8 protein-coding genes are annotated in these 14,637 nt (G+C 60.8%); 7 read left to right on the top strand and 1 reads right to left on the bottom strand.

Annotated elements, in window-relative coordinates; genetic code table 11:
• The first annotated feature begins 7 nt into the window (after positions 1 to 7).
• The 5 genes from thrC to POS17_RS31870 all read left to right on the top strand — a co-directional run bounded on the left by thrC (position 8) and on the right by POS17_RS31870 (position 11,084).
• Positions 8 to 1,384 (top strand): threonine synthase, encoded by a 1,377-nt coding sequence (gene thrC / locus POS17_RS19325; protein WP_060840063.1) that lies wholly within the window; start codon positions 8 to 10, stop codon positions 1,382 to 1,384.
• A gap of 22 nt (positions 1,385 to 1,406) precedes the next feature.
• Entirely contained in the window at positions 1,407 to 1,844 is a 438-nt protein-coding gene (locus POS17_RS19320) for an Lrp/AsnC family transcriptional regulator (protein ID WP_060840062.1), read from the top strand.
• 385 nt (positions 1,845 to 2,229) lie between these two features.
• Positions 2,230 to 2,445 (top strand): hypothetical protein, encoded by a 216-nt coding sequence (locus POS17_RS19315; RefSeq protein WP_060840061.1) that lies wholly within the window; start codon positions 2,230 to 2,232, stop codon positions 2,443 to 2,445.
• Between the two features lie 110 nt (positions 2,446 to 2,555).
• Positions 2,556 to 10,628, top strand: a complete 8,073-nt coding sequence (locus POS17_RS19310) for a two-partner secretion domain-containing protein (RefSeq protein WP_231978972.1) — start codon at positions 2,556 to 2,558, stop codon at positions 10,626 to 10,628.
• A gap of 3 nt (positions 10,629 to 10,631) precedes the next feature.
• On the top strand, positions 10,632 to 11,084 hold the full coding sequence (locus POS17_RS31870; RefSeq protein WP_129405751.1) for a DUF7919 family protein: 453 nt from the start codon (positions 10,632 to 10,634) through the stop codon (positions 11,082 to 11,084).
• 490 nt (positions 11,085 to 11,574) lie between these two features.
• Here POS17_RS31870 and POS17_RS19305 read toward each other — a convergent pair whose 3' ends face one another.
• Entirely contained in the window at positions 11,575 to 11,856 is a 282-nt protein-coding gene (locus POS17_RS19305; protein ID WP_060840060.1) for a hypothetical protein, read from the bottom strand.
• A gap of 273 nt (positions 11,857 to 12,129) precedes the next feature.
• Here POS17_RS19305 and POS17_RS19300 point away from each other — a divergent pair, with 273 nt between their 5' ends.
• A complete protein-coding gene (locus POS17_RS19300) occupies positions 12,130 to 13,173 on the top strand; it encodes a homoserine dehydrogenase (RefSeq protein WP_060840059.1) in 1,044 nt (347 codons plus the stop codon).
• 10 nt (positions 13,174 to 13,183) lie between these two features.
• Positions 13,184 to 14,590 carry an aldehyde dehydrogenase family protein gene (locus POS17_RS19295; protein WP_060840058.1) on the top strand — a complete coding sequence of 469 codons (1,407 nt, stop codon included), beginning with the start codon at positions 13,184 to 13,186 and terminating at the stop codon, positions 14,588 to 14,590.
• Positions 14,591 to 14,637 lie beyond the last annotated feature (47 nt).

Below are 14,637 nucleotides of genomic sequence, written 5' to 3'. Positions count from 1 at the left end.
GCCAAGCATGCGCTATGTGAGTACCCGCAGTGCCGCCGAACAGGTGGATTTTGCAACCGTGGTTTTGTCCGGCGTGGCCGCCGATGGCGGGCTGTATGTGCCGCAGCGGCTGCCGTGTTTCAGCCCCCAGGAAATCGCCAACTGGTCGACCCTGGATTACCCCGAACTGGCCTTTCGCGTGCTCAGCCCCTTTGTCGGCGACAGCCTGCCCGAGGCCGACTTCAAGGCGTTGCTGCACCGGGCCTACAGCGGTTTTGGCCACCGTGCGGTGGCGCCTTTGCGGCAGATCGATCGCAACGAATGGCTGCTGGAGCTGTTTCACGGTCCCAGCGGTTCGGCCAAGGATTTTGCCGCGCGCCTGCAGGCCCAGCTGGTGAGCTACTTTCTCCAGCGCCGGCAGCGTCGCGGGGTGCTGGTGGGCGCCAGCAACGGCGACACCGGGCTGGCGGCGATCGACGCCTTCAAGGACTGCCCGCAGACCCAGGTGCTGGTGTTCTACCCGCAGCACGGCGTGCCCGAGCAGCAGGGGCGGCAGTTGCAGGCGGCGCATCACCCGGGGTTGTGGCGCTTTGCGGTGCAGGGCAGTTTCGACGACTGCCAGACCCTGGTCAGCCGCCTGCTGCGCCAGTGGCCTTTGCCCGAGCACGAGGCGATCGGCTTCAACTCCAGCAACTGGGTGGGGGTCATGGCCCAGCTGGTGCTGTATTTCCATGCCGTGCTGCAACTGGGCGGCGGTCAGCGGCCCATCGGCTTCAGCGTGCCGGCGGCGAGTTTCGCCGAAGTCTATGCCGGCTACATCGTGCAGAAGATGGGCCTGCCGATCACCCAGATGATTGTCGCCACCAATAGCAATGACGCGCTGCATCAGCTGTTCCTGAAGAACCGCTACTCCCGCGGGCAGGCTCGCCAGAGCCTGTCGCCGGCCATGGACCTGTCGCTGTTCGCCAACCTCGAACGCCTGGTCTGGGAGCTGTATGGCCAGGACCCGCAGGCGGTGGCGGCGCTGATGCAGGGCTTCGAGGACAGCGGCGAGATGAGCCTGAACAACGAGGCCTGGCTGCAGGCGCGGATGATCATCGACTCCTATTCGGTCAGCGATGAAGAGACCGGCAAGGAGATCGTCAGCCTGTACCGGGACACCGGCTACGTCATCGATCCCCACGCCGCCACCGGGGTGCTGGCGGCGCGCCTGTACCGCCGCAGTCTGGTGGCACCGATGGTTACCCTGGGGGAAATCGCACCGGCCAAGTCGGCGCGGCTGCTGGGCTCGCTGGGCATTCCCGGGGTGGTCCCGCCACCGGTGGCAGCGCCCTCGACGCAGCAGTGGCAGACCCTGGCGGCGGATGATTTTGCCGCATTGCTGCATTGCCTGAAGGCACTGTGATGGACCGGTTCAAGGGGGCTGTATGAAGCGGATTCTGGATCCTCTGGACGAGCGCATCCTGGCCGAGCTGAGCGTCAATGCCCGGGCGGCCCATGCCGAGCTGGCGGCCAAGGTCAACCTGTCGCGCAATGCCGTGCGCCAGCGCATCGAACGCCTGGAGCGCGATGGCGCGATCCAGGGCTACACCATTCGCGTGGGCGAAGGGCGCGGCGCGGATACCCGGATCAATGCGCTGATCTTCGTCTACCGCTACGACCGCATGCGTGGCGCCGAGGTGTTGCAGGCCCTGCGGGCGATGCCGGAGATCGTCCAGTGCGAAGTGCTCAGTGGCGAGTTCGACGTGCTGGTGCGGGTCAGCGCCGCCACCGCGGAGCGGGTGCACCGGGTGTGGAATGACATCGCCGCCTTGCCCGGAGTGGAAAACACCGTGACGTCCTTTGTCTTGTCGTCGGTGAGTTAGGGGCCGTCTGCCTGCTTGAAAAACCAGCCATGGCTGGTTTTTTTGCCTTTTCGGAGCCGCAGGTTGTGCCTGTTCATGCCTTATGAACAGGGGGTGGTACACGTTGAAATGGCTCAAGGGGAAACAGGCGATGAAAGCCGATGGCCCGAAGAGGCGGCGCTGGCGTATCAACAGTCCGCAACCAGGAAATCCTTCCTGAAGATTCAGAAGCGTCTGATGTGTCGGTTACCGGTGCAATTTTAGTATCGGCACCCGCTGCAGGGCCTGGCTTTTGGTGGAGATGTGCAGTTTGTCGGGGTGTTGAGTGCTTGTTTGACGCCAAGATAGTGGCACATTAACATCGCCCGCTTTGTCATGACCTTACTGCCCTTTCGAAGGATCGAGTATGTCCATCTCCACCCTCAGGATGAGGTTGTGCTGTGTACTGTCCTGCCTGCTGCTGGTCGGTCCATTGCACATGGCGATTGCCGCCCCCTTGCTGACCTTCAATCCCGACGACCAGGACCTGATCCACGACCTGCAGAATCGCCTGGAGGAACAGCAGCGGCGTCTCGAAGAGCTCAAGGACCTGCCCGCGGCAAGCACCTCGCCGCCAGCCTGACCTTCGCCCACTCCCTCGAGCGGCCAGATGCCCTGAGTGAGCGCGAAGCACCGATCTACTTGCGTTTGGACCTGTTCCTCTAATTCCGCTTTTTGCCCGAGATTCTCGACATGGACGTTCGCCAACTCGCCTTCCTGGCCCGCCAGCCTTCGGCTGCCCTGCAACCACGCGACACCTTCTGGGGACTGTCGAAACGCGGGTTGGCGTTCATCCTCGCCAACATGATGTTCTGGCAGCCGGTAGTGGCGATGGCCGACGGCATCGTGGTCAACGGCAGCGGCACCAGTCTCGGCCAGGCCGGCAATGGCGTGCCCATCGTCAACATAGCCGCGCCCAATGGCAGTGGGCTGTCCCACAACCAGTTCAGCGATTACAACGTCGGCCAGCAGGGCGTGATCCTCAATAACGCCACCAACCGCACTCAGGAAACCCAGCTTGGCGGCATCATCCTCGGCAACCCCAACTTGGGTGGCCGTGCGGCCAATGTGATCCTCAACGAGGTCAATGGCGGCAGCCCCAGCCAGCTCAAGGGTTACACCGAAGTGGCCGGGCAATCGGCCCATGTCATCGTCGCCAACCCCTACGGCGTCAGCTGCAACGGCTGCGGCTTCATCAACACCCCCAAAGCCACCCTGACCACCGGCAAACCGGTGATCGAGAACGGCCAGATCCAGCGTTACCAGGTGGACCAGGGCAGCGTCGCCATCGAAGGCGCGGGGCTCAACGCCAGCAATATCGACCGGTTCGAAATCATCACCCGCAGCGCCAAGATCAACGCCGAGATCCAGGCCAAGCACCTGGCGGTGATCGCCGGGGCCAACGATGTCGACGCCAAGACCTTGAACGCCAAGGCACGCACCGCCAACCCGGCGGATGCGCCGCAACTGGCGATCGACTCCTCGGCCCTGGGCGGTATGTACGCCGGGGCGATCAAGCTGGTGGGCACTGAAGCCGGGGTGGGGGTGAAACTCGACGGCAAGCTGATCGCCAGTGGCGGTGATATCCAGATGGATGCCAACGGTCAGTTGCGCATGGTGGAGGCGAGCGCCGAGAAGGGTGCCGTGGCGATCAAGGCGCAAAGCCTGGAGGCCCAGGGCGCGGTCTACGCCGGCACCGATCTCAAGGTGCAAACCCAAGACGACCTGAACAACCACAGCACCCTGGCGGCGGCCAACAGCATCAACCTGGGCAGCGGCGGGCAACTGAACAATCAGGGCATCATCGAAGCCGGGGTCAATGCCGACAACAGCCGCAACCAGCGCGGCGATGTCACCCTGACGGCGCAAAACCTGAACAACCGTGGCCAGAGCGTGGTGGCCAGTCGTGATCTGAACGTCACCACCACCCAGACCCTGGACAACCAGGGCGGTACCTTGAGTGGCAAGCGCCAGGTGACGGTCAGCGCCGCCACTCTGGATAACAGCCACCAAGGCAAGGTTCTGAGCGCCGAACGCCTGCAACTCAATGCCGGGCAAGTGCGCAACGGCCAGGGCGGCCTGATAAAGAGTCAGCAGTCCCTCAACGCCACCCTGGGCCACCTGGGCAACAGCGGCGGCGAGCTGTCGAGCCAGGGCAGCAGCACCCTGGTGCTGGCCGGCATGGACAACCTCACCGGCGTGGTACTGGCGCAACAGACCCTGGAGATCACCGCTACTGAGCAACTGGACAACCAGGGCGGGCTGCTGTCGGGCTGGCAGGGCCTGACCCTCAAGGGCACCGGCCTGAACAACAGCAACAAAGGCACCGTCTCCAGCCTCAAGGGCGGTGTCGACATCACCCTCAGCGACGACTTGAACAACAGCCAGGGCGGCGCCCTGGTCAGCCAGCAGGCCCTGGACGTCAAGGCCGCGAGCCTCGACAACAGCCTCAAGGGCGTGATCTCCAGCGCCGGCGAGCAAAGCCTCAAGCTGCGCGACCTGCTGGACAACAGCCAGGGCGGCTCCATCGACAGCGCCGCGACCCTGACCCTGCGCGCCATGACCCTGGGCAACCAGGGCGGCACCGTCAACGCCGCCGGCGACCTGGAGTTCATCGGCAGCGACCTGGACAACAGCCACGGCACCTTCACCGGCAAGCAGGGCGTCACCCTCGAACTGCTGGGACGCTTGATCAACAACCAGGGCACCCTGTCCGCCGCGGGCCCTTTGCTGCTCAAGCGCAGCACGGCGGTTGAAAACCAGGGCGGTGAGCTCTCCAGCCAGCAGTGGCTGCGGCTGTTCACCGAACGCTTGGACAACCGGCAGAAGGGCCGGGTCGCGGCCAATGATTCAGTGTTGATCAGCGCCACTGATCAAGTGCAGAACAGCGATGGCGGCGAGATCCTCAGCCGCGAAGCCGACCTGCAACTCAATGCCGAGCGTCTGGACAGCGCCAAGGGCCTGCTGCAGGCCAAGACCCGCCTGGCCCTTGAAGTTGCCTCCGTGGCCGGCAACCAGGGCGGGCAGATCATTGCCCAGCAGGGCGACCTGACGCTCAAGGCGGGCCACCTCGACAACCGCGCGGGCAAGGTCTCGGCCCTCAGCGGCGGCGCCACCCTGAAAACCGCCGCCGATGGCCGCCTCGACAACCGCGACGGCGCGCTCTTCGCCCAGCAGGCGCTGCATATCAGCGCCAAGGACCTGGACAACAGTGCTGGCCAGATCAGCGCCCGGCAGATCGAGCTGGAACTGGCTGGCGCCCTGGACAACCGCCAGGGCCTGATCGAAAGCCGCAGCACCCTGGCCACCGCCGCCGCCAGCCTGGACAACCAGCGCGGGCAACTGCGGGCCCTGGGCCTGGCGAGCAAGACCCGCTTCGATATTGGCGGCACTTTCGACAACCGCGACGGCTTCCTGGAAACCGCCAACCACGACCTGGCCTTCGACGCCGGGGGCTTCAACAACCGCGGCGGCAGCCTGCTGCACAGCGGCAGCGGGGTGTTCGGCATCTCCATGGCCAACCTCGAAGACGTTGGTGGCCGCCTGAAGACCGCCGGCCAACTGACCCTGGAAGCCGAGCGCTGGACCAACAGCAGTGCAATCCAGGCCGATCAGTTGCTGATTAAGGTCGACCACCTGACCCAGACCGCCGACGGCCAGCTCCTGGCGGGCAAGGGCCTGACCGGCAGCGGCAGCCACTGGAGCAACGACGGCCTGATCGGCAGCGACGCCGCGCTCAACCTCGACCTGAGCGGCAACTACAGCGGCAAGGGCCGCCTGAGCAGCCTCGGCCAGCTGGACCTGCACGCCGCCCAGCTGGATCTGGCGGACAGCGCCAGCATTGCCGGTGGCGCCAACAGCATTCTGAAAATCGATGGCGCGCTGAACAGCGCCGGGCGCATCACCGCCAGCCAGAAACTGCGGTTGAACGCCGCCAACATCCACAACCTTGGCACCCTGGGCAGCGGTGAAGACCTGAGCCTCACTGCTGCCACTCTGCTCAACGACCATGGCCTGATCTCCAGCGGCGGCAATATGCAGCTGCTGACCACCAGCTTCACCAACCGCTACGCCCAGGTGTACAGCCTGGGCACTGCGCTGATCGCCAAGGACGACCAGCAAACCCGCGCCGACCTGCTGGACAATCGCTCCGGGGATATCGAAAGCCAGGGCAAGCTGAGCATCGCCGCCAGCACCGTCAACAACGTCATGGACGTGCTGCAGTACACCGAGCACGAAAAGAGCGCCGCCAGCATTACCCGTTTGTCCTGCACCCTGATTCCCGGCGCCGGCTGCGACGACCGTGGCGGCGGTCGTATCAACGGCCTGTGGGAAGTGGCCGAGACCGACCGCCTGCGGGTGACCAACAGCAGCGCCGCCGCCAGCCTCAACAGCGGCGCCGACCTGCAGATCGACACCCAGACCCTGACCAACACCAGCAGCCTGATCACCGCGGCCGGCGACATCAACGTCAAGGCCGAGACCGTCCACAACCAGGGCCTGCAACCCCAGGAAATCACCACCCTGCGGCGCTACTGGAGCTTCGTCAACGAAACCGGCAACGCCGCAGCCCATGCCGCCGCGTTCAACGCCCGCAACAACCCGACTCCGTCTGCCAGTTTTGCCTCCGATCTCAGCGCCTTTATCGCCTGGACCGGGGTAATGCTGTCCTCCAGCAGCAAAGTGGTGGACGGCGACCAATCCTTCGCCGCCACCATCCAGGCTGGCGGCAAGGTCAACCTCAAGGCTGACAAAACCCTCGACAACAGCGTGATCCGCTCCTTCTACGAGTACGTCGGCGCCGGCAAGACTCTGACCGACACCGGCGTTGGCAACGGCTACTCGACGCCGATCCGGATCAACCCGCAACTGCCCCCGGAACTGGCCCAGCAACAGGTCAACCCCCTGGTACTGCCGGGCTTCACCCTGCCCACCAGCGGCAACGGCCTGTTCCGCCTCAGCGGCCAGGGCAGCACCTTGGCCCAGGCCCCGACGCCCGCGCAGATCGCCGGCCTGCCGGACGCCGCGAGCCTGTCCCGGCCGCACAAGTACCTGATCGAAACCAACCCGGCGCTGACCAACCTCAAGCAGTTCATGAGCTCGGACTACCTGCTGTCCAATCTCGGCTACAACCCCGATGAAAGCGCCAAACGCCTGGGGGACGGTTTCTACGAACAGAAACTCATCCAGCAAGCCATGGTGGCCCGCACCGGCCAGCGCTTTATCGACGGCCAGGACAGCAACGAAAAGCTCTTCAAGCACCTGATGGACAACGCCCTCCAGAGCAAGCAACAGCTTGACCTGTCGGTGGGCGTGACCCTGACCTCCGAACAAATCGCCGCCCTGACCCACGACATCGTCTGGCTGGAAAGCCATGAAGTGAACGGCGAACAAGTGCTGGTGCCAGTGCTGTACCTGGCCCAGGCCAACAACCGCCTGGCGCCCAACGGCTCCCTTATCGCCGGCAAGGACGTGAGCCTGATTGCCGGCAAGGACTTGAACAACGTCGGCACCCTGCGCGCGGCTAATGACCTGTCGGCGGTGGCGGGGGCGAACCTGGTCAATAGTGGGTTGGTGGAGGCGGGCAACCGCCAGGACCTGCTGGCGGGCAACCATCTGGTCAACCGCGCCGGCGGCATCATCGCCGGGCGCGACGTGACCCTGACCACCACCCAGGGCGACGTGATCAACGACCGCACCCTGACCACCCACCAGAGCAAAAGCGACGACTACGTCCGCGAACAGCGTCGCGACTTCCTCGACAGCGCCGCCCGCATCGAAGCCAACAGCCTGAGCATCGACGCCGAACGAGACTTCGACAGCAACGGTAGCGTCCTGCACAGCGGTGGCGACACCCGCATCAAGGCCGGTCGCAACGTCAGCCTCACCGCCGTCGAACAAGTGGTCAGTAACGACCGCGGCATCGGCAACCTCGACCAGAGCAGAACCCAGCACGGCGCCACCCTGGAGAGCGGCGGCGACCTGAGCATTGAGGCCGGAGGCAACGTCACCGCCGTCGCCAGCCAGATCGACGCCAAGGGCGACGTCTCGATGACGGCCAAGGACCACCTGACCTTGGCCTCGGCCGCCAATGAACAACACTGGGCCAGCAAGACCGGTACCACCAAGAGCGAAGAGGATCGCGTCCACCAGCAAGCCACCACGGTGACGGCGGGCGGGGATGTGATGCTCAAGTCCGGCCAGGACATGACCCTGATTTCCAGCAAGGTCAAGGCTGGGGATGAAGCCTATCTGGTGGCCGGTGGCGAACTGAACCTGCTGGCGGAGCAGGACAGTGAACATTCGCTGTATGACATGAAGAAGAAGGGGGGCTTTGGCAACCTCAAGACCCAGCGTGACGAAGTCACCCGCACCACCCATATCGGCAGTGAAATCAGTGCCGGAGGCAACCTGACGCTCAAGAGCGAGGGCGACCAGAAGTATCAGGTCGCCAAGTTGCAAAGCGGCAAGGACATCACCCTGGACAGCGGCGGCGCCATCACCTTCGAAGGGGTGAAGGATCTGCATCAGGAGAGTCACGAGAAGACCAATAACAACTCCTTCTGGGTGTCCTCCAAAGGCAAGGGCAATACCGACGAAACCTTGCGCCAGACCCAGATGGTGGCGGCCGGCAACATCGTGATCAAAGCCGTTGATGGCCTGAAGATCGATGTGAGGCAGGTCAACCAGCAAACCGTTAGCCAGAGCATCGACGCGATGGTCAAGGCCGACCCGCAATTGGCTTGGCTCAAGGAGGCCGAGAAGCGTGGCGATGTTGATTGGCGGCTGGTAAAGGAGATCCACGACTCCTACAAGTACAGCAGCTCCGGGCTGGGGCCGGCTTCGCAGATCATTATTGCGATTGTAATGGCGGCGGTGGTTGGGCCTATGGCCATGGGCGCTATGGGGACCGCCACCGGTGGAGCGGTTGCTGCGGGGACCATGAGTTCGGGGACTGCTGGAGTGCTGGTGTCGAGTGCGGGAGCTATCGCTACAGGCGCCGCGACTAATGCAACCGTTAGTTTTATCAACAATGGCGGAAATCTGGGGGCGGTATTTAAGGATGTGACCTCTTCCAGCGCCATGAAAGGGTATGTGATCTCCGGTGTTACTGCGGGGCTTACATCTGGTTATTTCAATGAGTGGACAGGTACTTACACCAACCCAGTAACGAATCAGGTTATTGGGCCGAACCTCAGCACTTGGACAGGTGTTGGGCAATTTGCTGCGAGCCAAACACTGCAGAATGGTACCTCCATGCTGTTGAGCAAAGCGTTGGGGCAGGGCGGCAGTGCAAGTGATGCTCTGAAAAGTGCCTTGTTCAACACTTTGGCGGCTGCGAGTTTTAACGCTGTTGGGGATTACACCAAAAAATGGGGGATCAAGGATGGCACCCTGCCGAAAATCGCTATTCACGCGATGGTGGGAGGACTGCTCTCGCAAGCGACTGGTGGTGACTTCAAGACCGGGGCATTGGCAGCTGGGGCCAATGAAGCCCTGATCGAACATCTCAATCTTCTTGTCCAAGATGACAAAGTACTATTGGGTATGAGCTCGCAAATTGTAGGAGTTTTGGCTGCTGCTAGCCAGAAGGACGCAGATGCAAAATCTATAGAAAAAGGAGGGTGGATAGCTAAAAATGCCACCGCATATAACCGCCAACTACATCCAGATGAAAAAGAGTTAGCGAAGCGTTTGGCGGCTCGGAGTGGCGGTAAGTACTCAGCTGAACAGATTGAAGATCAACTGCGCCTGTCTAGTGTAAATGGTACTGATATCGGCCCTGGAACCGATACTGTTGCGACTAAGGAGGGACGGTATGATGAGTCGGGTAAGTGGTTACCATTGGGGAATGGTCAGTATTTTCAAGATTTTGCCAAACTTGATCTGAATATCGTTGCTTATATAAATGAGCAAACAAACGCATACAGTTGGGCGAATTTTCCTTCGAGTCCAAATACAGACTGGAGCAAATCTCCTAGTATTAGTGATGAGAGGCGAGATCGGCTTTCTGGGCATGTATTAGATGGTGATGGTGGCTATCGTTTACCTATTATGGTGGGAGACGAAGCTTTTAGTCCCCGTTTTTTTTCATGTGGAGATGTTTCATGCGTATCCCTAGGCGGCAATGCTGATACGTCTGATCTAGAAACTATTCGCTGGAATGATGCATTAAATCGAAAGGCTATTAGCGATGTAACTACTATGGGAAGTTTAGCTCCCGTACCAGCTACTTGGTTAGGGAAGCTATTGGGTGCACTATTTGGTCGAAGTGTAATTGTTGGAGGGGAAGCGGCAGGCCTGAAAGTCACGGGCAACCTACTTGGGAAGGAGAGGTCTCTCGGGAGCGCTGCGGGACACGACTATGCTGGTGGGGTTCTTGAGGGAGGAACTGGTACCGCATATGCTGGTCATGGTCAGTATAGATATGGAGTCGGGGAAACTATTGTTCCTGAAGGAACAGCTATAACTTTGCCCCGAGAGGGCATTCGTATCACAGACGCAACTGGGCAATTTATCGAGCGTGGTGATTGGGAGGGATTATTCGCAGCAGGGTTAAAAAATCCTCGTATTGCTAACGATATTGAAGGCATGGCAACTTGGTTGCCAGGTGCTAAAGTTCTTAATTACTCTCTTAGTGCGCCTACAAATCTGATGATTTTGAAAAACTCATCAACGGTGGAACAGCGCACATCGCTTTCTGAATTGCTAAAGTCCTACGCAGGGTGTGTACAATGGGCTGCATGTACAGAATTCGTGAGGTGATTTATGTATTTTAAGGATTTGAGTGATTATTCTTACTATTTAAATAGTGGGCTACCTAGTGTAAAGAATGTCGGTTGGATAGATTCAAGGCATTATTTTGAACGAGGTGATGTTCCAAAGGCGGTTGTTGATAAGCTGCATCAGCTGATAGCTGGCTCTGCTGTATTTGATGCTCATGTAAATAAGATACGAGGTATTCATCCGTGTAATTTATGCGGCGAGCGAAATATTGAGGTCTCTGTAGGTAGTAAAAATATATATATTGGTAGCTCTGAGATTTGGGTGCCGTATGCTTGTGCTGATGGGTATTTTGCCTCCCCTACGATGATAGTTCACTATATAGAAGTACATGGATATAAGCCGCCGGATGAATTTATTGAAGCGTTAATGGCTGTGGATTTAGATGTGGAGTACTCGGCTCAAGATGCTTATATGCTGGCTGTTTCTAAGGTTTGAGTATGGTTTTTAAGGGCGATCTATAGAACGTTGTTGGTGGTGAGGGGGTGGTCAGAAAAGATGGTCGAGTTATTATTTGCTGCCGCTATCGATCTTTGGGTTTCGATTCTCAGGTGGTGTAATGACTTTGGATGAGATTTGGCGGCTATATTTGCACCACGAACATTAAGTGGCTCACGAGATAAGAGGGTGGGGCCTTGTTATGAATTGTTTCGAGCTGGAAGACGTTCTTGACTTAATTTTCCTGAAGTTGAATGAGCTAGTGAGGGATAGGGTAGTTTAGCTTTTAGAATGTTTTGAAAAAAACATAGGCTCAAGATCCATGTTTAGATTATCCAAGGCCGTGGTAGAAATGGATGTTGTTGGCCGTTATTTGCGTCAAGGATGCATTATTGAGCGCTATTACTAAGAGAGCAGGTCAGTTTTTGAACTATAGGTGTATGGTCAATCACGAGAGAAAAAGGGCGACCTTCAAGCCGCCCCTTTTTGCTCACTGAAGCACTTGCTCTTGCATTCGCCTTGTCGTCACATCCATCAAATCACACCCATCGCGTAGCAGAATGCAGCACACCAGCGACAGTTCCTGCAGAACAACTGCACCTTTGGGCGCGTCATCAGAAACCGCGAAGTTTTCCAGTAGTTGAGTCACAGCGCGAATGCGGTAAGCCGCTGCATCGTGCAGGACGTCAATGGGGGCTTGGGTATCGATCAGCAGGGAGGGAATGTTGCAGTCGTGACCGGTAATCGGCATGTATCGATTCAGAGTCGTCATGGATCTTACTCCTATATCAATCTGAGCCATCACCTTCTGCCGCCAAACAGAGTAAGGGTGACGGATTACACAAGGTTGGCGGACCAGGGATATAGGACCTGGCACTCCCGAAGGCGTCCCTGCGCTACCCACCATGTTCCGTGCCCGCTCACCCGGCTCCAGGGTTGAGCAAATTGCTCAGCAAATACAGCAAAACGGCATATTTCACTGCCCGGCCCCGGCCCCTAACCTTGTCTCCATCAGCTTCTTCAACCCGGATGGAACACAACAAAAATGACTGAATACAACATTGCCCTGGTGGGCTTCGGCGGGGTCAATCGGGCCCTGGCGCAACTGATTGCCGAGCGCAATCAGGCATGGAAAAAACAGCTGGGTTTCAGTTTGAAAATCGTCGGCATCAGCGATCTGTTCCTCGGTTCCATCGTGGCTCCCCAGGGGCTGGATGCCGGTCTGCTGAGCAAGCTGCCGGCAACCAAAGGCGCGTTGGCGCAACTGCCGGGCGGTCAGGTGGAGGCGCTCAATGAACAGGTGATCAAGGATTCCGGCGCCGACATCATCGCCGAGGCCACCTTCACCAATCCGGTGGACGGCGAGCCGGCCAGCACCTTCTGTCGCTGGGCCCTGGAGCAGGGCAAGCACGTGGTCACCACCAACAAGGGACCGATCGCCCTGCACGGCGCCGAGCTCAAGGCCCTGGCCCAGCGCAATCAGGCGGCGTTCGAGTACGAAGGCGCGGTGATGAGCGGCACCCCGGTGATCCGCATGGCCAAGCAGTCCCTGGCGGGCAGTGAGCTGCAGGGGTTCGAGGGCATTCTCAATGGCACCTCCAACTTTGTGTTGACCCGTATGGACGCCGGCCTGGGCTTTGCCGAGGCGGTGGCCGAGGCCCAGGCCCTGGGGTACGCCGAGGCTGATCCGACCGCGGATGTCGAAGGTTTTGATGTGCGCTTGAAGGTGGTGATCCTGGCCAACGAACTGCTCGGTGCTCAGCTGACCGTCAGCGACGTCAGCTGCCGCGGCATCTCCGGCCTGACGGCGGCGGACCTGGAGCAGGCGCGGGCCGAGGGCGCGCGCTGGAAGCTGATCGGTTCGGCCCGGCGCCTGGCCGATGGCTCGCTGCAGGCCAGTGTCGAGCCGCGGCTGTTGCCCCTGGCTCATCCGCTGGCGGGTATTGGCGGGGCGATCAACGCGGTGTCGTTCAACACCGAACTGCTGGGCGCGGTGACGGTGTCCGGGCCGGGCGCCGGGCGCATCGAGACGGCCTTTGCCTTGCTCTCGGACATCATCCACATCCACCAGTCGCGCACCAGCCGCTAGGAGCCTGTCCATGAATCTGTCACGTCTGGCGCCGGTCGCCGATTCGATTGACGTCTACAGCCCCTTCGATGGTCGCCTGGTCGGGACCGTGCCACGCCTTGACGCCTGTGCCGTGCCCTACCTGTTGCAGCAGGCGCGCCAGGGTGTGAACGACTGCGCCGCGATGCCGCGCCATCAGCGGGCACGGATTCTGGAGAGGGCGGCCTTGAATATCGAGCACGACGCCGAGCATTTTGCCCGGCTGATCGTCGATGAAGCGGGCAAGACCCTGAAACAGGCGCAGAAGGAGGTCAAGCGCTGCGTCAACACCCTCAAGCTCTCGGCCGAAGAGGCCAAGCGCAATGCCGGCGAGGTGCTGCCCTTCGATGCTTACGAAGGTTCGGAGAACCGCCAGGGCTGGTTCTCTCGCGAGCCTCTGGGGTTGATCCTGGCGATCACCCCCTACAACGATCCGCTGAACCTGGTGGCGCACAAGCTGGGCCCGGCCATTGCCGGGGGCAACGGGGTGATCCTCAAGCCGTCGGAGCTGGCGCCGCTGTCGGCCATCAAGCTGGTGGACTACTTGCGCGATGCCGGGCTGCCGACTTCGGTGGTGACCCTGGCCACCGGCGGCGCGGAATTGGGCAAGGCCCTGGTGGCGGCCCGCGAGGTGCGGATGATTTCCTTCACCGGCGGCTTTGTCACCGGCGAGCAGATCGCCCGCAGCGCCGGCCTGAAGAAGCTGGCCATGGACCTGGGGGGCAACGCGCCGGTGATCGTCATGGCCGACTGCGACCTGGCGGCGACGGTGGAAAGCTGTGTGTCCGGGGCGTTCTGGGCGGCGGGGCAGAACTGCATCGGCACCCAGCGCCTGCTGGTCCAGGCCTCGATCTACGAGGCGTTTCGCGAGGCCTTTGTGCGCCTGGCCCGGGAGCAGGTCAGTGGCGATCCATCGGCCGACAGCACGGATATCGGGCCGATGATCAGCCTGCAGGCCGCGCAGAACGCGCAGAAGGTCGTGGATGAAGCACTGCAGCAGGGCGCGCGGTTGCTCTGCGGGCATCAGCGCCGGGGTTCGTGCTACGCCGCCACGGTGCTGGAGAATGTCGACCATGGCAGTCGGCTGTGGCAGGACGAGGTCTTTGCGCCTGTGGTGGTCTTGCAGCCGTTCGACGACCTGGATCAGGCCATCGCCCTGGCCAACCAGCCCGAATACAGCCTGCATGCGGGGATCTTCACCAACGATCTGCGCACCGCTATGGATGCCGCGCGGCGGATCGAGGCGGGCGGGGTGATGATCAACGATTCGTCCGATTACCGTTTCGATGCCATGCCGTTTGGTGGCTTCAAGTACGGCAGCCTGGGCCGCGAAGGGGTGCGTTTCGCCTATGAGGAAATGACCCAGCCCAAGGTGGTGTGCCTCAACAGCCTGAGCTGAGGCCGATTGCAGCAACACGACAGGTCGTCGGGCACCGGGCAGGTTTG

The organism is Pseudomonas sp. Os17, from assembly GCF_001547895.1.
Classification (GTDB): Bacteria; Pseudomonadota; Gammaproteobacteria; order Pseudomonadales; family Pseudomonadaceae; genus Aquipseudomonas.
This window is presented reverse-complemented; position numbering and strand designations above follow the sequence as displayed.